Below are 20,320 nucleotides of genomic sequence, written 5' to 3' on the forward strand. Positions count from 1 at the left end.
GATGTCTGATTACGCTCGGAAGGGACGAGCCGGGTACCCAAGGTGGCGTATCTATCGGAGGTGTCGGAAGTGTCCCTTCAGAACCAGAACCCTCAGCCGCGACAGCAGTCCCAGACGCAGACCCCCATTGCCTGGCGATACGCGGGTGACCAGGTGAAACGCTGGCGTACGAAGGCGGGCCTGAGCCGGGAGGAACTGGGCCGGGCCGCCGCGTACGCGCCGGACACGATCAAGTCGATGGAGCAGGGCGTACGGATGCCGACGCCGAAGCTGCTGGACGCGGCGGATGACTTGTTTCGTGCGGAGGGGCTGCTGAGCGCGGCGAAGCAGTATCTGCGGCGGGAGAAGTTCCCGGCGCGGGCGCAGGATTTCATGGCGCATGAGCGTGAGGCGATCAGCCTGTGGTGGTACGAAGTTGCCTTGATCCCAGGCTTGTTGCAGACGGATGCGTGTATGAGGAAGCTGATTGGCGGTTTCGCGCCGCCACTCGGCCAAGACGTGGTCGAAGAAAGGGTTGCAGCCCGCCGGGAGCGTCAGGAGATCCTCACCCGTAAGCCGACTGTGGCGTGCTGTTTCGTACTGTACGAATCAGCTCTGCGCGGTCCGCAGGTGGACCGAGAGCAATTGCTCCACCTCCTGAAGACGTCCGAGGCGTCTAACATCTCGCTCCAAGTGCTCCCGTTCAAGAGGGCCATTCCGGTGGCTATGGACGGCCCCATGGTGCTGCTTGAGGCGGGCGATCACGCGCACAGTGTGTATACGGAAGGCCCGTTTACGGGTGAGTTGACGTCCGATCCTGAGCAAGTCAGTCTGGCGATCGAGCGGCTTGGCATGATCCGCATGGAAGCCCTCGGGACCGAGGCTTCGACCCGCTTCCTGGAACAGATGGTGAATGAGCTATGAGCGATCAGCTGATGTGGTTCAAGTCCAGCTACAGCGGTGGCGAGGGCGGAGCCTGCGTCGAGGTGGCCACCCGCCCCACCACCATCCACGTCCGCGACTCCAAGCTCCGCCACGTCCCCGCCCCCGGCGCCCCCCAACTCGCCGTCCCCGCCGCCGCATGGGTCGCCTTCCTCACGTACGCGTGCGCGGAGAACGCGGAGAACGGAGAGTCGTAGGGGCTGACGGGGCGCCCTGCGCCAGCGTGCGGATGCCGGAGTGGAGCCCCGCTCGGTCCGCCCGGCTCAGTTCCCCACGCCGAGGCTCGACATGAACGCCGTCGGGTACCGGTCGCCGCGTGCCGCGCCCGGCGGCACCGCCTTCTCGATCTCGGCGAGTTCGTCCGCGCCGAGTTCCAGCTCCAGCGCGGGCAGCGCCTCGGCCAGCCGGTCGCGGGTGCGGGCGCCGACCAGCGGCACGATGTCCTCGCCCTGTGCGGCCACCCAGGCGATGGCCAGCTGGGCGACGGTGCACCCCTTCGCCTCGGCGACGCGGCGCAGCGCCTCCACGAGGGTGAGGTTGTGCGCCACGTTCCCTTCGGAGAAACGCGGGCTGAAGGCGCGGAAGTCGCCGGGCGCCCCGGCGCGGTCGGCGGACCAGTGTCCGGAGATGAGGCCGCGGCTGAGGACGCCGTACGCCGTCATGCCGATGCCCAGCTCCCGCAGCGTGGGCAGGACCTCCGCCTCCACCGCGCGGGAGATCAGCGAGTACTCGATCTGGAGGTCGGCGACCGGGTGCACGGCGTGCGCCCGGCGGATCGTCGCCGCGTCGACCTCCGAGAGGCCGAGGTGCCGTACGTACCCGGCGTCGATCATCTCCTTGACCGCGCCCACCGTCTCCTCGATCGGTACCGCCGGGTCCAGCCGGGCGGGACGGTAGATGTCGATGTGATCGGTGCCCAGCCGGGTCAGGGAGTAGGCGAGGAAGTTCTTCACCGCCTCGGGACGGCCGTCTGTGCCGCCGAAACTCTGGTCGGGCCCCCGCAGCGCGCCGAACTTCACACTCAGCTGGTAGCTGTCCCGGTCCCGGCCGCGCAGCGCCTCGGCGAGCAGCAGCTCGTTGTGGCCCATGGCGTAGAAGTCGCCGGTGTCGATCAGGGTGACGCCTGCCTCCAGCGCGGCGTGCACGGTGGCGATGCTCTCCGCGCGGTCGGTCTCGCCGTAGGCATCGGACATGCCCATCGCACCGAGGCCCAGCGCGGAGACGGCAGGTCCGGTGTTGCCCAGGGTTCGTGTGCGCATCACATGCTCCTTCGTCGTCGAACTACCTCCCACCTTGCGTCGGGTCCGCGACCTCCGAAAGCGGAGCGTTCATCATGGGAGCGGCGCTCCCTGGCTCGGCCGTCCGCCGGGAGGGAGCATGGAGCGATGCACCATGGAGCCATGGAACGTGAGCAGCTCGCCGACTTCCTGCGCCACCGCCGCGAGGCGATCCGCCCGGCCGAGGTGGGTATCGCCGATGGTCCCCGCCGCCGCACCGCCGGACTGCGCCGAGAAGAGGTGGCGATGCTCGCGGGCATGTCGGTGGATTACGTCGTACGCCTTGAGCAGGGCCGCAGCAGCCAGCCCTCGACCCAGCTGCTCGGCGCGCTGGCGCGGGCGCTGCGCCTTTCCGACGACGAGCGCGCCCACCTGTTCCACCTGGCCGGTCACCAGCCGCCGCCCGCAGACGGGACGGCGCGCCTGGCCCGCGCGGGTCTGGTGCGCATGCTCGATCTGCTCGGTGACACCCCGGCGCTGGTCCTGTCCGACCTGGGCGAGATCCTCGCCCAGAACCGGACGTCGGTGCTGCTGACGGGCGACAGCGACGGGTTCTCCGGCGACCGGCGCTATGCCGTGTACCGCTGGTTCACCGACCCCGCCACCCGCGCCGCCAGCGTGCCCGAGGAGCGGGAGCACCAGTCCCGCCAGCTCGTGGCCGACCTGCGCGCGACCGCCGGCCGCCGCTCCGGCGACCCGACCGTCGCGAGGCTCGTCGACCGGCTGCGGGCCGAGAGCGCCGACTTCCGGCGGCTCTGGTCCGAGCACGAGGTGGCGGTCCGGCGCGCCGACCGGAAGACCATCGCGCACCCACGGGTGGGGCGGCTGCTGATGGACTGCGAGACGCTGATGACGCCCGACTACGGGCAGCTGCTGCTGGTGCTCACTCCGGCGAACGCCGAGGCCCGCGAACGGCTGGAGCTGCTGCGGGTACTCGGCGTCGAGGAGTTCCCCACGGGGGCGGCGGACAAGCCCGTACGGTGAGGCGGCCGGTCGGCCGCGTCAGCTCTGTCACTCTGGATCCGCATGAGGCCCACCTCGTCGTGATCACGGCGACGTGACGTGATCACGACGACTCTACGGGGGGCCGGGAGTGCCCGGCGCGCACGGTTCCCCCCGGTGCCGGGGTCCGGTCAGACGCTCTTCTGGCAGGTGTAGTTCGACACCGTCCGCCCTGTCTTCCCGCCGTGCACTACGAACAGCTCCAATCGGAGGCACTCAGCGCCGATGTCTCCCTTCAGCTTCCCGTCAGTCGACGACTTCGACACTGTGGCCTCGCTGATCGACCAGTTCTGCGGTACCCACCCCGCCGGTTTGCCTCCTTTGCCGCGGTCCGAGATCGAGTAGCGCCAGTGCACGGTCAGATTCCGCTCCCCGTCCCGGCTCTTCGCGATCCTGACGGAGACAGTGCCCTTGCCGAGGGACTTCGTCACGCACGCGGTGACGGAGATCGGGCCGACGCTGGATGCCCCGCCCCCGCACGACGTGGCGTGGGCCGGTGCGGCCAGTGCCAGACTCGGCGCGACCACCGCGCACGTCACCAAGAACGCCTTGAAGCGATTCCGCATAGATTCTCCTGTGCTAGGGCGATTTGATCCTGCACAGAAGAGGTACCCGCACTTCGGGGGCGGTCGGCCGGGACGAAGGTGATTAGCCTCCATGGTGCGAAAAGCTTGAGGGAGAAAAGATTCTTCAAGTGCCCTGTCGTGTACGATCCCCGGCCCCGCCGGCCCGCCGGGCGGAGGCGTCCCCGGGGCTCAAGCCCCGAGCCCCGGGCTCTGGGCTTCGAGCCCTCTCCAGAGGAGTGGGTGGTTGAGGTAAACCCTCCCTCCCTTCCCTCTCTCCGTCGTCCGCTCGGTCCCCTCGGGCTCTCTCGAAACCCGCTCTGAGCAGACAGTATGACAATCCGTGATCGGCTTGCCACATAACGCAGTGAACCTTTAGCGTTCGCATCACTTGCCGCATAAAGCGGCCCCGGCAGTGCTACCCACACCAACCGGGACCTGACCAGCGAATCGAAAGCAGTCGATCGTGGCTTCCACGGATTTTAGTCCTGCCCTTGCAGTCTCCGCCCACCCCCACGCCAAACCGGGGTACGGAAAACGCTCCGCCCCCGACCAAGCCCCGCGCGGCAGCGCGGACTTCGTACATCTGCGCCCCCGCGAAGCGGCGATCGCCGCGTACATCGACCGGCTGCCCGAGGGCGCGGCGATCGGGTACAAGCCGCTCGCCGCGAACCTCGCCGACTACGGGCAGCAGGCGTGCGGCAAGGCGTTGAGATTCCTCTCGGACGCCGGTCATCTGCGCCGGGTGAAGGAGCACTTGGTGCTGGAGGACAACAGCTACCGCTGGGTCACGCGCACCTACTTCTCGCGTACGGCGCGGGACGACGCCTGGTGGAAGGCGTACGTGGGCGGCCTGCGCGGGGTCGATCTGACCGAGCTGGAGCGGCGGTTGAGGGCGGAACCACGACCGGGCGCAGACGCGGATGCCGACACGCGTGCAGACGCGGATGCCGACATGGACGGCGGACCGGAGTCGATGCCCCGGCCCGCAGAAGCCCAAGAGCCTCAGCACGAAGAGCCTCAGCACGAAGAGCCTCAGCGCGAAGAGCCTCAGCGCGAAGAGCCTCAGCGCGAAGAGCCTCAGCACGAACCCGAGCAGCCCCCCACTGCCGCCCCCACTGCCGCCCCCGCCGCCGCCCCCACCGACACCCGTACCGCACCCGCGTACCGCGTCCTCGCCCGGCTCGGGCGTACCGAGCCCCGTATGACCCTGTCCGCCGCCGAATGCTCCGCCCTCGAAGTGCTCGCCGCCGAGTGGCTGGCGCGTGGCGCGACGCCGGACCACATCACCCGATCCCTGACCGCCGGGCTGCCCCAGCCCCTGCACAGCCCCGGCGCGATCGCCCGGGTCCGACTGGAGAACCACATGCCGCCCTTGCCGAGCAGCGCGAGCGAGCCCGCCTACATCAGCCGCGCCGTCATGACCTGCATCTCCTGCGACAGCGACGAGACGACGACGCTGCTGCTGCGGGGTGTGTGCGTCGACTGCCGGGAGGAGATGGAGGCGTACGACGCGGCGGAGGAGACCGGGGAGATCATCGACGCGGTCCCCGACACCTTCCGCGCGGTCCCCGCCAAGGTGGAGGTGGCCCGCCGCGCCGACCAGCTGCGCGCCCTGGCCGGCCTCAAGTCCCGCCCGATCCCCGAACCGGTGCACAGCGAAGCCGTACGCGCACACGCGACCGCGACGACCGCGACGACCGCGACAATCGCGCCCGCCGCGCGCGTGCGGCGGGCGCGAGCGACGGAGGCCGAATGAGCGTGCAGGAGATGCTGGTCAGGGCACCATGGAGGGAAGGAGGCGACACCATGACCCCCAGGACCGCTGACCGGCCCCAGCCCCAGATGTCGATCGAGGAGTTCGAAGAGCTTGAGCGCCGTGCACCCGAGATGGTGCGGCTTGAGTTCCTCAATGGAAAGGTCCAGGTCAAAGCGGTGCCGGATGGCGAGACCTGTTCCGTCACCGTCCATGCCGAGCCCGAGGACGGCGTCTACCGCGCCGTCACCACGCGCCCCTTCGGCGCCGTCGTCGAGCTTCCTGACCCGGTCGGGATCACGCTCGAAACGGAGAAGCTCAAGGACTACGTGGACTGACGTCCGGTGGACCACGTCCGATGTCAGCGCGGTCCCGCGCGCGCTCCCGCCCCGGCCTCCCCGCGAAGCGGCCGCGTTCGTGACGTGGACCACGTTTCCGCGTGCTTGTCCTCATCGGGGGCATGCATCCCCACCGAGCGGCCGTGTTCGGCGGCGGTGGTGATCACGGAGTGAGCGGGACATCTCACGATGTGGTATTACCCGGTCGAACAGCGGCCGCTCGTTAAACTGAGCCGACAGTGACTAGGGACTGAGCGAGGAGCGCACGTGGGCCTTGTCGTGCAGAAGTACGGAGGCTCCTCCGTAGCCGATGCCGAGGGCATCAAGCGGGTCGCCAAGCGAATCGTCGATGCCAAGAAGAACGGCCACCAAGTGGTCGTCGTGGTGTCGGCGATGGGCGACACGACGGACGAGTTGATCGATCTCGCCGGGCAGGTATCCCCGATTCCCGCCGGGCGAGAGTTCGACATGCTGCTGACCGCCGGAGAGCGGATCTCCATGGCCCTGCTGGCCATGGCGATCAAAAACCTGGGGCACAACGCCCAGTCGTTCACCGGCAGCCAGGCGGGCGTCATCACCGACTCGGTCCACAACAAAGCGCGCATCATCGATGTCACGCCGGGCCGGATCCGTACCGCCCTCGACGAGGGCAACATCGCCATCGTCGCCGGGTTCCAGGGGGTGTCCCAGGACAAGAAGGACATCACCACCCTGGGCCGCGGCGGGTCGGACACCACCGCGGTCGCGCTCGCGGCCGCGCTGAACGCCGAGGTCTGTGAGATCTACACCGATGTGGACGGTGTCTTCACCGCCGACCCCCGGGTCGTGACGAAGGCCCGGAAGATTGACTGGATCTCCTTCGGTGACATGCTGGAGCTGGCGAGTTCCGGCTCCAAGGTGCTGCTGCACCGGTGCGTGGAATACGCCCGCCGATACAACATTCCGATCCATGTACGGTCCTCCTTCTCGGGGCTTCCCGGCACATGGGTCAGCAACGAACCGCAAGGGGACCGCAAGGTGGAGCAGGCCATCATCTCCGGTGTCGCCCATGACACCTCCGAGGCGAAGATCACGGTCGTCGGGGTCCCCGACAAGCCCGGCGAGGCCGCGACGATCTTCCGTTCCATCGCGGACAACGAGATCAACATCGACATGATCGTGCAGAACGTCTCCGCCGCTTCGACCGGTCTCACCGACATTTCCTTCACGCTTCCGAAGACCGAGGGCCGCAAGGCGATCGACGCGCTGGAGAAGCTGAAGCCGAAGATCGGCTTCCACTCGCTCAGGTACGACGACCAGATCGCCAAGATCTCGCTGGTCGGCGCGGGTATGAAGACCAACCCGGGCGTGACCGCCGGCTTCTTCGAGGCGCTGTCGGACGCGGGCGTGAACATCGAGTTGATCTCGACATCCGAGATCCGTATCTCGGTCGTCACGCGCGCGGACGAGGTCACCGAGGCGGTACGTGCCGTGCACACCGCGTTCGGTCTGGACAGCGACTCGGACGAGGCCGTGGTGTACGGCGGCACCGGGCGATAGCGGCCCGTAGGCGGGAGTACGCGATGGACGGCATGCCGACGCTCGCGGTCGTGGGTGCGACCGGGGACGTCGGCTCTGCCGTTTCCGTCGCCTCCGTCAGCTCCGTCAGCTCCGTCAGCTCCGTCATGCTTCAGATCCTGTCGCAGCACGCGGATGTCTGGGGCGAGATCCGGCTCATCGCCGAGCCGCGCGCGGACGGCGGGGGTACGGGTCAGGGTCCGGGTGGCGGCACGCTGCTCGTACGGGGCGAGCCGACCGAGATCGTCGCGCTCTCCGAGGCCGCTTTCGACGGTGTCGACGTCGCGCTGTTCCTCGTACCGGACAAGGTGTCCGCCCAGTGGGCACCCGTCGCCGCCGCCAAGGGCGTGGTCGTCATCGACCGGTCGGCCGCCTTCCGGCTGGACCCGGACGTGCCGCTGGTCGTGCCCGAGGTGAACCCCCACGCCGTACGCGCCCGGCCGCGCGGCATCGTCGCGAGTCCGGGGTGCGCCACGCTGTCGATGATCGTGGCGGTCGGCGCGCTGCACGCGGAGTTCGGGGTGTCCGAGCTGGTCGTCTCGTCGTACCAGGCGGTCAGCGCGGCGGGCCGGGACGGTGTCGGCGCGCTGCGCGAGCAGCTCTCCCTGGTCGCGGGTACGGAGCTGGGCACGCGCCCGGGCGATGTGCGCCGGGCCGTGGGCGACACCACCGGGCCCTTCGCCGCACCGCTGGCGCTCAACGTGGTGCCGTGGGCGGGCGACCTGGAGGCGGACGGCTGGTCCTCGGAGGAGCTGGCGATCCGCGAGGAGACGCGCAAGGTCCTCGGCCTGCCGCGCCTGCCGGTGGTGGCGACTTGCGTGCGGGTGCCGGTGATCACCGCGCACTCCATGTCCGTACACGCGCGCTTCGAGCGGGAGGTCACCGTCGAGCGGGCGCACGAGATCCTGGCGACATCGCCGGGTGTCGTGCTGTTCGACAACCCGGGGGCCGCCGACTTCCCCACGCCGGCCGATGTGGTGGGCACCGATCCGACCTGGGTGGGGCGGGTGCGGCGGTCGCCGGACGACCCCAGGGCGCTGGAGCTGTTCGTGTGCGGCGACAACCTGCGCAAGGGCGCGGCCCTGAACGCCGCCCAGATCGCCGAGGCCGTCGCCGTCGAGCTGACCGCAGAGCCGTAACGCGCCCTTTGGGCGGTACCTGCCGGTACGCGGGCGGTGCGCGGGCGGTGCGCGGGCGGCGCAACTCCGCCCAAGTCGGTAACTCCGGGCCGTGGAACGGTAGTCGGCCGAAATCGGAAGCCGTCAAAGCTCAAAACTTTGTAAGATCCCTGTGAGCGTCCTGTGAGCAAGTCGCCTGTCTATGCCACTTGAACTGGGACGTTGTCTTGTTCGACGATGCGTGTGCGCCTTTCTGTGATTGCACTGCAACCGCTGGCTGACCGGGAAGCGTCTCTGCGGTCGCCCCTGTGCGGTGCCGCACAAATGGGGCATAGGGGGAGAGCGGTAACGCATGAGGGTATTTGGTGCAACGTCAAACGGGGTGACGTGCGCGTACAACCCTGGCGGGGGGAAGCGTGTCCAACAGGCGTGGCAGAGGTTCTCGACATCACAGCGATCGGCCCCATGCGCGGCCCGGCGGTACGCCCCGTGCGGCGGCCCCGTGCGCCGGGCGGTGGTATGCCGGTGATCGCGCCCATGCCCGCCGCCCGCCCGGCCCGGATACCGTCCCAGCGCGAGGGCGTTGAGGACACGGTGGCCGCGGGGACCACCGTTGACCATCTGACCGAGACCTACCGGGCGCACTACCGCTCGCTGCTCGGTCTCGCCGCACTGCTGCTGGACGACACGGCCTCGTGCGAGGACGTCGTCCAGGAGGCGTTCATCCGGGTGCACTCCGCGCGCAATCGTGTCCGCGAGCCGGAGAAGACGCTCGCGTATCTGCGCCAGACGGTGGTGAATCTGTCCCGGTCCGCGCTGCGCCGCCGGATTCTCGGGCTGAAGCTGCTGTCGAAGCCGATGCCCGACATGGCGAGCGCCGAGGAGGGCGCGTACGACCTGCTGGAGCGGGACGCGCTGATCAAGGCGATGCGGGGATTGCAGCGCAGGCAGCGTGAGGTGCTGTCCCTGCGGTACTTCGCGGACATGACCGAGGCGCAGGTCGCCGAGACGCTGGGGATATCCCTGGGCTCGGTGAAGGCGTACGGGTCGCGCGGTATCGCGGCGCTGCGCGTCGCCATGGAGGCCACGACATGAGCGGGGCCGACAAGAACCGCGAGAACCGCGAGAACCACGAGAGCCGCGAGAACCACAAGAAGGATCAGGACGGTCCGGATATCGGGCCGTTGCGTGACGTGACTGGGAACGGAACTGTGGACAACGGGCCGGAGAACGAGCTGAACGGCCGCGACGATGCCGGAGCCGACGACGCGGCCGGCGGCGACGCGGCCGGTGACGGCGCCGCGGACGGTGAGGACGACGCCGTCGTCACCCGCGCCTTTCCGGCCATCGCCGCGGCCGCGGCCCCGGATGACACGCACGGTGCGGACGACGCTCAGGACGCGCACAACGATCTGAACGGTCTGCTGGACGGCGACGAGTTGGCGCTGCGCCGTCTGATGCTCGGCGCCGTGGGCGAGCTGAAGCCCTCCGAGGGCGCCCTCGACCATCTGCGCAAGGCGGTACCGACCAGGCGGGCCAGGAAGCGCCAGGCCGTCGTGGGTATGGCCGCCGCCGCGCTGCTGTTCGGTACGGCGATCCCCGCGTTCGTCCACGTCGCGAACTCGACCAGCACCGACGGGCCCCGTCCCATCGCCGCCGGGCACGGCGAGGAGGCGCAGGGGGGCACCGGCGCCGACAAGGACTCCGGCGGCGGCAAGAAGGACAAGGACCACCCCTCGGACAAGGTGTCCGAGGCCCAGGACGACCCCGAGGAGTCGGAGAAGCCGGCCACCGCCTCGGCCGGTTCCGCCGAGGGCGGCAGGAGCGGCGGCACCTCCAGCCGGGACGACGCCGCGAGCGACTACACGGCGAAGTCGATGAGCTGCGGTGCGAGCCAGCTGACGGTCACCGCCCAGGAGGCGGGAGCCCCCGACGCGTCGGGCAAGGTGTACGGGACGTTCCGTATCACCAACGTCTCCGGCTCCGCCTGCACGGTCACCGGCAGCGGCACGGTCGGTATCGGTACCGGTGGCGCCGCCGACGGCTCCAGGGTCGGTGTCGCGTCGCACATGGCGGGCGACGAGGCCACCGGACTTCCCGACCCGTCGCTCGCGGTGGCGTCGCTGTCGCTGGCGCCGAACGGCTCGTACGAGGTGAAGTTCGCCTGGGTGCCCTCGGACACCTGCCCGACCTCCGGCGCCTCACCCGCCCCCTCGACCTCGGAGGACACCTCGGGGGGCGTGCCCGGTGGTGGTGACGGCGGCACCGTGGACAACGGTGGCGCTGGCTCCGAGTCCCAGCTCGGCGGTGACGAGGGCACGCTGGACGGCAGCGTCTACGTCTCCCACACCACGGCGGCGGGCGCGCCGACCGCGTCGGCGACGATCCCCAACGCCTGCGCCGGCACCGTCTACCGGACGGGGCTGCTCAGCGCCTCGTAGGTCCGGGTGCACGCGGGCAGATGACGGAGGGACGCGCGCGGGCAGGCGGTCCTACGCGGCGGTCTCCAGGCCGAGCGCCCGGTCCTTGAGCGTCTCCGCCTCGCGCCTGACCAGCCGGAACCACATGAAGCCGACGAACCCGGCGAAGACGAACCACTCACCGGTGTAGCCGAGGTTCTGGAACGCCTTGAGGTCCAGCCCGCTGTTCTGCGGCGCCGCCGCCGGCACGGCCCGCAGCCCGTCCGGCGCGTCCGTGAGGGTCACCCAGGCGTTGTACACGTCGTACGGCACGACGTTGAGCAGCGACGCCGCGCTGATCATGGCGAGCTGTCCCTGCGGCAGACCGCCCCCCGCCGTCACCCCGGTGGATCCGGTGGACTCGGACGCCTGGAGCGATCCGGTGACGGTCACCTCGCCCTTGGGGGGCTCGGGCGCCGTCCTGCCCTCGGCCAGCCAGCCCCGCACCACGGGCAGCGCCTCGCCGTCGTCGGTGCGCAGCATGGTCAGAACGTACGCGCCGTTCGCGCCGTCCAGCTTCCGGTTGGGCACCAGGAACTGGTCCTCGTACCGTCCGCTCGCCGTGACATGGCGCCCCGACGTCTCCTGGTCGACGGGGAGCAGCGTCGCGAGCGCGACGGCGGGCCGCTCCCCGGGATCGGGCCGCGTCTTGGCGGCCTCATGGCTCGCGACACGGGCCTCGAAACGTCCGAGCTGCCATGTCCCCATGAAGATGCAGAAAGGGATCGCCAGCAGGACGAAGAGGTTGATCCCCAACCAGCGCGGAGTCACCAGGAACCGGTACACCCCTCCACGGTACGGAACGCCGCCCCGCCGCCCGGTCCCGGGGCCACCCTTACGCCCCGGGACCGCCCTTACGTCCCGGTACCCCGACCGGTACCCCGACCGGTACCCCGACCGGTCCCCGAGGCCGTCGCGGGGACCGGTCGGGGACGGGTCACCCGTCCAGTCCGAGGTGCCTCCTCGCGAAGTCCAACTCCAGCCTGACCTGCTTGATGCGCTCCTCCACCACCAGCGAGCCGTGCCCCGCGTCGTAGCGGTACACCTCGTGGACCGCGTCCCTGGCCGCGAGCCGGTCCACGTAGTTCTCCACCTGGCGGATCGGGCAGCGCGGGTCGTTGACGCCCGCCGAGATGTAGACCGGGGCCTTCACCGCGTCGACGTACGTCAGCGGGGACGACGCCTCGAAGCGCTCGGGCACCTCCTCGGGCGTGCCGCCCAGCAGGGTGCGGTCCATCGCCTTCAGGGCTTCCATCTCGTCGTGGTACGCCGTCACATAGTCGGCGACCGGGACCGCGGCGAGCCCCACGGCCCAGCTGTCCGGCTGGGTGCCGAGGCCGAGCAGCGTGAGGTAGCCGCCCCACGAGCCGCCCGCCAGGACCAGCTTCGACGGGTCGGCCAGACCGGAGTCGACCGCCCACTCGCGGACCGCCGCGATGTCCTCCAGCTCGATCAGCCCGATCCGGTGCTTGAGGGCGTCCGTCCACTCCCGGCCGTAGCCCGTCGACCCCCGGTAGTTGACCCGGACGACCGCGAAACCGTGGTCGACCCAGGCGGCCGGGCCCGCGGCGAACGCGTCGCTGTCGTGCCAGGTCGGGCCGCCGTGGATCTCGAAGACCGTGGGGAAGGGCCCCTTGCCGGCCGGCCGTTGCACCAGCGCGTGCACCCGGCCGCCGGGCCCCTCGGCCCAGGCGTCCTCCACCGGCACAGAGGCGGGCGCCCGCATCCCCGGCGGATCGAGGACGACCCCGCCCGCCGTGGACCGCACCTCCGGCGGCCTGGCCGACGACGACCACAGATACTCGACGCTGCCGTCCGGCCGGGCGGTCGCCCCGGACACCGTCCCGGTCGGGGTCTCCACCTGGATCAGCGCGCTCTTGGCGAAGTCGTAGCGCCACAGCTCGCCACGGGCCTCGAAACTGTGCGAGACCAGCAGCTCCGACCCGTCCGGATACCACTCGGCGTTGACGTCGCCCGGCAGCTCGATAGCGAGGTCGGTCTCCTCGCCGGTCAGCGGATTCCAGACGGCGGGCTCCCAGCGGCCCCGGCGCTGATGGCCGATGAGCAGCCTGGGGTCCCCGTCCACCGGGGCGAAGCCCAGCACCTCAAGGCCCAGCTCACGGGTGCCGCCCTCGGTGTCGTCCAGCTCGCCCACCACCGAGCCGTCCAGCCGCAGCACCCGCAGCGCGGAGTGCATCGCGTCCCCGTGCTCGGTGTGCTCGATCGCGAGCAGTGTGCCGTCGTGGGAGAGGTCCCCGACCCCGGCCGACTGCCGGTGCCGGTAGATCTCGACGGGCTGCTCCCCGGGCCGCACGACATGCACCGTCGAGCCGTCCTCGTCGGTCGACCGCCCGACGACCGCCGTGCCGTCCCGGCCGAGGGCGAGTCCGGCCGGATAGGAGGGGGCGAGCCCCGGAGTCGCCGGCTCGTCCCGGCCGGTGGCGTCCTCGGGCGCGGTGGCGTCCTGGCCGGTGGCCGGGGCCTCGGCCAGGAAGGGCTGGCGCATCCAGACGCCGAACTCGTCCCCGTCCGTGTCCGAGAACCACCAGATCCACTCGCCGTCCGGAGAGAGCGTGCCGTCCGTCGTCCCGTTCGGCCGGTCGGTCACCTGGCGCTGCTCGCCGGTCGCGCGATCCCACGCGTACAGCTCGTACGTCCCTGTCGCGTTGGACACGAACAGCGACCGCGCGGGCGCGTCCTCCGCCCAGTCGGGCAGCGAAACCCGCGGCGCCCGGAAGCGCTTCTCCCACTCCGGCATCGGATCCTGCGTCGCATCGGTGATCTCAGTCATGACCCCATTCTGCGCCCGGGGCCTGACATCGCGTTCGCGTCGGCCCCAGCCTGTGGATAACTTCGGCGATCCCGCTCCCACCGGCCCGTTCGACGTGCGATCGAGGTGTGAGGTGATCTCTCACCGGGCATCTCTGGGGGAGAGAGGTGCCCTCGTCCCGGAGCGCTTTCGCCTCCTCGTGCCGTACCGCGCGAAGGAAGGGACATGATGGCTGTTTCACCCGCGCTCAAGGCCGAACGTTCCCGTATCCACGAGGAACTGGTGGCCGGGCATACGCTCATGCGCCGCGGTGCCGCCCTGGTCGTCACCGCCTTCACCCGTCTCGCCGACGGAGAGCCCGTCGACGTCAGAACACTGATCGCGACCACCCGCTGGCTGATCGACTTCGTCGGCGGGCAGCGCGCGAGCGAGGTCAGGCTCTTCTGGCCGGTGCTGCGCGAGCTGTTTCCCGGTCCCGTCGCCGAACTCGACCGGACGGTGGCCGAGCGCGACGCGCTCGAAGCCGAGCTGCACGCGCTCGACCGGTCGGTCAACGCGATCGCCGCCCGCGAGGTGACCGGCGGGCGTGCCGAGGCCCTGGCGATCATCAGCCAGGCCACGATGTCGGGGCTGCCCTCCGCGCAGCGCGTACAGACCCTGGTGAACAGGCACTTCGACGAGGAGGAGCCGGTTCTGCTGGAGCTGATCCCGAGGGTGCCGGACCGCGATGTCGCGCGACTGCGCTGCGCGATCCTCCAGAGCGCTCCGCGCACCGGCCCGCATCTGGTGTTCGGGCTGCTGGAGGACCCGGACCGGCTGCCGGGCCACACGGCCCTGATGAGTAATTTCCCGGCGTCCGTGCGGTTGCTGCGCCCGGTGCTGCTGGCGCGTTACCGATCCGTCAAGAGGGCGCTCGGCGTCTCCGAGCTGGAAGGGGCGCGGTAGGCCGCGGTAGCCCGACCGGAAGCGGGCTTGTTGGCCGGGGAGGTCGTGCGGGATACTTCTACAGCGCTGTAGATACGGATAGCGCGGTAGATGAAGACATTGAGGGGTATCACCTGATGTTTCCGCATGAGATCCATGAGGTTTGTGCGATCCATCGGATTCACCGGACCCCGTCCGTCCCCGGGAGAGAGCAGACCTGATGTTCGGCTTCAGTGAGCTGGCCCTGATTCTTCTCGTCATCTTCGTGATCGTCGGGGTGAAGAAGCTGCCCGAGCTGACCCGCTCGGCGGGCAAGGCCGCGCGCATCCTCAAGAGCGAGAAGGCCGCGCTCAAGGAGGACGGGAAGGCCGACGGCGTCCCGACGGGCTCCGTGCGTCCGGGCGAGCCGCAGGCCGGGCGCCGTATCGTCACCGGCACGATCGTCGACCGGGACCAGCCGCCCACGCGCTCCTCCTGACCTCACCTGAAAGCGTCGTTCTTCGAAAAGCCCGTCCCTGAAAGCCGCCGCCCCCGCCACCGGCCGGGGTCGGTCCGTCGCCCGCTGTGGCCGATGCGCGGCTTCCGGCGCACAGGGTGCCCCTAGACTGAATCGCCTGGTTCAGCAGGATTCAGGGATACGGATACGGGCCGACGGTCCGCGTGGGAACGGGAGAGCGATGTGACGGCAGATGTCGGCGGCTTCGGGGATCCCCCCGTCGAGGTGCTGGCGGAGGCGGCTGCCGCGTTCGGGCTGCTGGCGTCGTCCGCGCGGCTGCACATCGTCTGGGTGCTGTCGCAGGGCGAGAGCGATGTGACCGGGCTCGCGGAGCGGGTCGGCGGTGCGCTGCCCGCCGTGAGCCAGCATCTGACCAAGCTCAAGCTGGCCGGGCTCGTCCGCTCCCGGCGCGAGGGCCGCCGGCAGGTCTACTTCGTGGACGACTCCGATGTCGTGACCGTGGTCCGGCTGATGGTCGGACAGCTCACCGACCGCGCCGCGCACACCCCCGGCCCGCGCCGGATCAGCGACGTCGGCGTGTGAGTCCGTCGTGCCCGAGTCCGCCGTACCCGAACCTGTGGTGCCGGGGACCGGCGCGCCGCCGCCCGGCGCTCCCGCCGGTCCTGACGACCGGCGGGCATGGCCCCGCAGCCCCGACGGCACACCGGATCTGACCGGGCTCACCGCCCTCCAGATACTGCGGCACCTCGACAGCGGCCCGCGCGGTCTCACGGAGGCGCAGGCCGAGGAGCGACTGCTGCGCCACGGCGAGAACGCGGTGCCCGAGTGGCGTACGGCGTCCTGGCCGCGCCGGTTCCTGTGGAGCCTGCGGGACCCGTTCACCGCCGTACTGCTCTGTCTCGGTCTGGTGTCCGCCGGTGTGGCCGCCTGGGGCACGGCCCTGGTCATCCTGTCGCTGGTCGCGGTCAGCTGCCTGCTGCGCTCGTCCGGCGAGCACCGCGCCGACCGTTCCATGGCCGGGCTGCGCGAACTGGTGGCGACGACAGCGACCGTGACGCGCAGGGACGAGCCCCGGGAGATCCCCGTCGACCAGCTCGTGCCCGGCGATGTGATCCGCCTCGGGCCCGGCGATCTGGTCCCCGCCGACGTACGGCTGCTGCGCGCGAGCGGCCTGACCGTACATCAGGCGCCGCTCACGGGGGAGTCGGCCCCGGTCGCCAAGTACGCCGTGGACGCGCCAGGGCCGGTGGGACTGGTGGGACCGGCGGGACCCGTGGGACCCGTGGGACCCGTGGAACCGGCCCAACCGGCAGGCCGGGCGGGACCCGTGGGACCGGCAGGCGCGGCAGGCGCGGCAGGCGAGGCAGGTCCGGCGGAACCGGTCGCTCCGGTGCCCTCCTCCGCCTTCGCCGGGGTGTTCGCCCAGCCCCAGCTGTGTTTCCAGGGCAGCAGCGTGGCCTCGGGCAGCGGCACCGCCGTCGTCTTCGCGACCGGGGCGCACACGCGGTTCGGCGCCGCGCGCCGGCGGCCGGGGCGGCGCCCGCCCAGCGCGTTCGACCGGTCGGTGAACGGGATCTCATGGGTCCTCATCCGCTTCATGCTGCTGACCCCGCCCCTCGTCCTCATGGCCAACGCCGCCCTGCGCGGGCGCGGCCTGGAGACGCTGCCCTTCGCGGTGGCGGTCGCGGTCGGACTGACCCCCGAGATGCTGCCCGTCATCGTCACCACCGCCCTGGCCCGTGGCGCGGCCCGCCTCGCCCGCGCCCACAGCGTCATCGTCAAGCGCCTGCCCGCGCTGCACGATCTGGGCGCGGTCGACGTGCTGTTCCTCGACAAGACGGGCACGCTCACCCAGGACCGGCCCGTGGTCGACCGTGCGATGGACGCGCAGGGCAATCCCGATCCCGAGGTGCTGCGCTGGGCCGCGGTCAACGCCTGGTGGACGCTGCAACTGGCCGACCTGCCCGCCCCCGACGCCCTGGACGGCGCGATCCTCGCCGCCGTGGGCGAGGACGCCGCCACCGAGGGCGCCGAGGGCGTCGCGGCCCTCCCCTTCGATCCGCTGCGGCGGCTGTCCACCGCCGTCGTCCGGCGGCCCGGCCGCCTCGGCACCCACACCCTGGTCGTCAAGGGCGCGGTCGCCGACGTACTCCAGCGGTGCGCGCTGGACGAGGAGGAACGGGCCCGGCTCACCGCGCTCGCCGCACGCGAGGCGGACAGCGGCCTGCGGCTGCTCGCGGTCGCCGTCGCCGAGCGGCCCGCCCGCCACCGCGACTACACGCCGGCCGACGAGCGCGGTCTCGACTTCCTGGGCTTCGTCGCCCTCCACGACGCCCTCGCCCCCACCGCCGCCGACGCGCTGAAGGTCTTCGACGAGCGCGGCGTGAGCGTCAAGATCCTCACCGGTGACCACCCCGGCACGGCCGCCCGCGCCTGCCTGGACCTCGGTCTGGGGCCCGGCGAGGTCGTCACCGCCGACCGGACCGACGCGCTCACCGACACCGAACTGTCCGCCCTCGCCCGGCGCACCACCGTCTTCGCCCGCTGCACCCCCGAGCACAAGGCCCGCATCGTCGCCGTGGTGCGCGCCACCGGGCACACCACCGGGTTCCTCGGTGACGGCGTCAACGATCTGCCCGCGCTGTACGCCGCCGATGTCGGAATCTGTCCGCGCGACGCCGTCGACGTCGTCCGCGAGTCGACCGATGTCGTCCTCGCGAAGAAGGACCTCACCGCGATCGACCACGCGATCACCGCCGGACGCCACTCCAGCGGCAACATCGCCACCTATCTGCGGATAACGCTCTCCTCCAACCTCGGCAACGTCATAGCGATGCTCGTCGCCGGGCTGCTGCTGCCCTTCCTGCCGATGCTCCCGGTCCAGGTGCTCGTACAGAACCTGTGCTTCGACGCCGCGCAGCTCGCCTTCGCCTACGACCGGCCCACGCCCGAGACGCTGCGCCGGCCGAGCGAGCTGCGCTCGCGGGCGTTCCTGCGCTTCATCACCCGCTTCGGTCTGATCAACGCCACCGCCGACATGGCGACCTTCGCGGTGCTCGCGCTGGCGCTGCACACGGCGGCCGGATCGGGGATCGACAGCCAGGCCGCCTTCCACTCAGGCTGGTTCACCGAGAACCTGCTGACCCAGGCCCTGGTGATGCTGCTCCTGCGGACGGGGGTGCGGCGTACGGTGCTGGGGCGCCCGCGCGAGGGCTCCGAGCGGCGCCGGGCGCCGAGCCCGGTGCGCTGGGCCGCCGCCGGGCTCGCCGTGACCGGGATCCTGCTGCCGCTGTCCCCGTTCGGCCCGGCGCTGGGCATGCCCGCGCTGCCCGCCGTGTACTACGTCCTGCTGGCCGCCGTGCTCGCGCTGTACGCGGTCGGGCTGGTCGTCGCCAAGGGGCGCCACGAACGGCGCCACGCGGCTCGGGAGGCGGCCGATGCCGCCGAGGCGATCGGGTCGGCCGGGGACGCCGGTGCGGTCGACGCGGTGGGGGCGGTCGGGGCGGCGATACGGGAGGGCGCCCCGGCCGGCTCGGCGCCCTCCATATCCTCCGCGTCCTCCGCGTCCTCCGCTTCCTCCGCTCAGCCGTAGGACAGGTTCGAGCACGGGTCGTCGTCCGCCGAACGCGCGTCGTCCGCCACGGCCGAGGGCACGGAAGCGCTCTCGCTCGGGTCGGGCTCGGCGGCGGCGGGACCGGCCGTCGGGTCGTTGGCGAACGCCGAACCGACGATGACGTTGATGCCCGGCGCCGTCGCCTGCTGGAGCTTCGCGCCGGGGAAGAGCCGCGCCGTCGTCTTGGCCTGCGTGTCTTCGCCGGGGCCGTACTCGATCACGGTGGCGTCGTAGTCCTGGGTGCTCGCCGTCGCGGTTCCGGTGAGCGTGAAGCCGTGGTCCATGAGGATCCTGCCGCCGCGCGCGGCCAGTCCGGTGACCTCCGTGCCGTTGTAGACGGCGACGGCGACACCGTCGCCCGACACCTTCGGCGACGTGCTCTGCGAGGGGGAGGGCTCGGTGGACGACTTCGACTTCTTGCCCTTGCCGCTGGCGTCCGTGCCGTCGACCGTACGGTCCGCCTTGAGCGCCGCCCAGAGCTGCGAGGCGTCCGGTTCGACGATGGCGACGCGCGCGCCCTGGTAGCGCCAGGGGATCGTGATGAACTTCGTGTTGTGCAGGTCGATGCTCTTCAGCCCCATCATGAAGCTGATCAGTTTGTCGGCGGTGCCCAGCTCCGGGTCGACGGTCATGGACTCGGTGGCTGCGTTGGCCAGCGGCAGCAGCTTGGTCGGGGTGAGTCCGTCGTCCTTGACCTGCTTGATCAGGCTTCCCACGAACGCCTGCTGGCGCTTGATCCGCCCGATGTCGGAGCCGTCGCCGATGCCGTGCCGGATCCGCACGTAGTCCAGCGCCTTGGCGCCGGAGACCTTCTGGACGCCCTGCTTGAAGATGAGGTCGCCCTTGGTGGCGCGGTTGGGGTTGAGGTCCCGCTGGTAGAGGTCCGTCGGCAGACAGACCCGCACACCGCCGACGACCTCGGTCATCCTCGCGAAGCCCTTGAAGTCGACGACGATCGTGTGGTCGACGCGGAGTCCGGTGAGCTTCTCGATGGTGTTCTGGGTGCAGGCCGGGTTTCCCTTGGCGGTCTGCCCGACGGAGAACGCCGCGTTGAACATGGCGTTCGTCTGTTCCTTCGTCCAGCTCCCGTCGGGCAGCTGGCAGGGCGGTATGTCCAGCAGCGTGTCGCGCGGTACGGAGACGGCGACGGCGTGCTTTCCATCCGCGTAGACATGCAGCAGGAAAGCGGTGTCGGAGCGGCCGACATCCTCCTTGTCACCGCCGCCGAGCGCGCTGTTCCCCTCGGTCCGCGCGTCCGAGCCGATGACGAGGACGTTCTGTCCCTTCGTCGTGGCCTCGGGCCGGTTGTCGGAGAGGCCGTCGGCACTGAAGGTCTCGATGTTGCCGCTGAGCTTGAAGTAGACCCAGCCGGCCCCCGACGCGGCGAGCACGAGAAGGGACAGGGTTATCGCGAGCGTGAGCCGGAGCTTGCCGCCGCGCTTCTTTCGTCTGCGGGAGGCCGCGGAACGGGCGTTGGCGCGGCGCGCGTCGGCGCGTCCAGCGTCGCCGCGACGCGCGGATGCCGTGTCCTGGCGGCTGCCTGCCATATGTGCGCCCTCATCCCT

18 protein-coding genes are annotated in these 20,320 nt (G+C 70.8%); 13 read left to right on the forward strand and 5 right to left on the reverse strand.

Features of this window, described 5'->3' with window-relative positions:
• The first annotated feature begins 69 nt into the window (after positions 1-69).
• Positions 70-903, forward strand: a complete 834-nt coding sequence (locus OG627_RS19145) for a helix-turn-helix domain-containing protein (RefSeq protein WP_329066711.1) — start codon at positions 70-72, stop codon at positions 901-903.
• The gene (locus OG627_RS19150) at positions 900-1,118 is read left to right on the forward strand and encodes a DUF397 domain-containing protein (protein ID WP_329066713.1); all 219 of its coding nucleotides are present in this window, start codon (positions 900-902) and stop codon (positions 1,116-1,118) included. The genes OG627_RS19145 and OG627_RS19150 overlap by 4 nt, the downstream gene beginning before the upstream one ends.
• A gap of 66 nt (positions 1,119-1,184) precedes the next feature.
• Here OG627_RS19150 and OG627_RS19155 read toward each other — a convergent pair whose 3' ends face one another.
• Positions 1,185-2,180 carry an aldo/keto reductase gene (locus OG627_RS19155; RefSeq protein WP_329066715.1) on the reverse strand — a complete coding sequence of 332 codons (996 nt, stop codon included), beginning with the start codon at positions 2,178-2,180 and terminating at the stop codon, positions 1,185-1,187.
• A 141-nt stretch (positions 2,181-2,321) separates the two neighbouring features.
• Here OG627_RS19155 and OG627_RS19160 point away from each other — a divergent pair, with 141 nt between their 5' ends.
• Positions 2,322-3,182: a helix-turn-helix transcriptional regulator gene (locus OG627_RS19160; protein WP_329066717.1), complete on the forward strand. Its 861-nt coding sequence runs from the start codon at positions 2,322-2,324 to the stop codon at positions 3,180-3,182.
• A gap of 149 nt (positions 3,183-3,331) precedes the next feature.
• On the opposite strand, the gene OG627_RS19165 is transcribed toward OG627_RS19160, so the two are convergent.
• Positions 3,332-3,766 carry a hypothetical protein gene (locus OG627_RS19165; protein WP_329066718.1) on the reverse strand — a complete coding sequence of 145 codons (435 nt, stop codon included), beginning with the start codon at positions 3,764-3,766 and terminating at the stop codon, positions 3,332-3,334.
• A 463-nt stretch (positions 3,767-4,229) separates the two neighbouring features.
• On the opposite strand from OG627_RS19165, the gene OG627_RS19170 reads away from it, so the two are divergent.
• From OG627_RS19170 to OG627_RS19195, 6 genes are all read left to right on the forward strand, one after another.
• Positions 4,230-5,522 (forward strand): hypothetical protein, encoded by a 1,293-nt coding sequence (locus OG627_RS19170; protein ID WP_329066719.1) that lies wholly within the window; start codon positions 4,230-4,232, stop codon positions 5,520-5,522.
• A 50-nt stretch (positions 5,523-5,572) separates the two neighbouring features.
• A complete protein-coding gene (locus OG627_RS19175) occupies positions 5,573-5,857 on the forward strand; it encodes a hypothetical protein (protein ID WP_329066721.1) in 285 nt (94 codons plus the stop codon).
• Between the two features lie 267 nt (positions 5,858-6,124).
• Positions 6,125-7,396: an aspartate kinase gene (locus OG627_RS19180; RefSeq protein ID WP_329066723.1), complete on the forward strand. Its 1,272-nt coding sequence runs from the start codon at positions 6,125-6,127 to the stop codon at positions 7,394-7,396.
• A 23-nt stretch (positions 7,397-7,419) separates the two neighbouring features.
• Entirely contained in the window at positions 7,420-8,553 is a 1,134-nt protein-coding gene (locus OG627_RS19185; protein ID WP_329066724.1) for an aspartate-semialdehyde dehydrogenase, read from the forward strand.
• Between the two features lie 408 nt (positions 8,554-8,961).
• Entirely contained in the window at positions 8,962-9,627 is a 666-nt protein-coding gene (locus OG627_RS19190; protein ID WP_329066726.1) for a SigE family RNA polymerase sigma factor, read from the forward strand.
• Complete coding sequence (locus OG627_RS19195) at positions 9,624-10,973, forward strand: DUF4232 domain-containing protein (RefSeq protein WP_329066728.1); 1,350 nt, start codon at positions 9,624-9,626, stop codon at positions 10,971-10,973. The genes OG627_RS19190 and OG627_RS19195 overlap by 4 nt, the downstream gene beginning before the upstream one ends.
• A 51-nt stretch (positions 10,974-11,024) precedes the next feature.
• Here OG627_RS19195 and OG627_RS19200 read toward each other — a convergent pair whose 3' ends face one another.
• Entirely contained in the window at positions 11,025-11,777 is a 753-nt protein-coding gene (locus tag OG627_RS19200; protein ID WP_329066730.1) for an SURF1 family protein, read from the reverse strand.
• A gap of 151 nt (positions 11,778-11,928) precedes the next feature.
• Positions 11,929-13,782 carry a S9 family peptidase gene (locus OG627_RS19205; protein ID WP_329066732.1) on the reverse strand — a complete coding sequence of 618 codons (1,854 nt, stop codon included), beginning with the start codon at positions 13,780-13,782 and terminating at the stop codon, positions 11,929-11,931.
• Between the two features lie 204 nt (positions 13,783-13,986).
• Here OG627_RS19205 and OG627_RS19210 point away from each other — a divergent pair, with 204 nt between their 5' ends.
• From OG627_RS19210 to mgtA, 4 genes are all read left to right on the forward strand, one after another.
• Entirely contained in the window at positions 13,987-14,706 is a 720-nt protein-coding gene (locus tag OG627_RS19210; RefSeq protein WP_329066734.1) for a hemerythrin domain-containing protein, read from the forward strand.
• Positions 14,707-14,905: 199 nt separating this feature from the next.
• Positions 14,906-15,163, forward strand: a complete 258-nt coding sequence (locus OG627_RS19215; protein WP_329066736.1) for a twin-arginine translocase TatA/TatE family subunit — start codon at positions 14,906-14,908, stop codon at positions 15,161-15,163.
• Positions 15,164-15,364: 201 nt separating this feature from the next.
• A complete protein-coding gene (locus OG627_RS19220; RefSeq protein ID WP_329066738.1) occupies positions 15,365-15,724 on the forward strand; it encodes an ArsR/SmtB family transcription factor in 360 nt (119 codons plus the stop codon).
• Between the two features lie 7 nt (positions 15,725-15,731).
• Positions 15,732-18,734: a magnesium-translocating P-type ATPase gene (gene mgtA, locus OG627_RS19225; protein WP_443073503.1), complete on the forward strand. Its 3,003-nt coding sequence runs from the start codon at positions 15,732-15,734 to the stop codon at positions 18,732-18,734.
• Here mgtA and OG627_RS19230 read toward each other — a convergent pair.
• Positions 18,725-20,302, reverse strand: a complete 1,578-nt coding sequence (locus OG627_RS19230; protein ID WP_329066739.1) for an LCP family protein — start codon at positions 20,300-20,302, stop codon at positions 18,725-18,727. The genes mgtA and OG627_RS19230 overlap by 10 nt on opposite strands.
• Positions 20,303-20,320: the final 18 nt, after the last annotated feature.

The organism is Streptomyces sp. NBC_01429 (assembly GCF_036231945.1).
Taxonomy (GTDB): Bacteria; Actinomycetota; Actinomycetes; order Streptomycetales; family Streptomycetaceae; genus Streptomyces.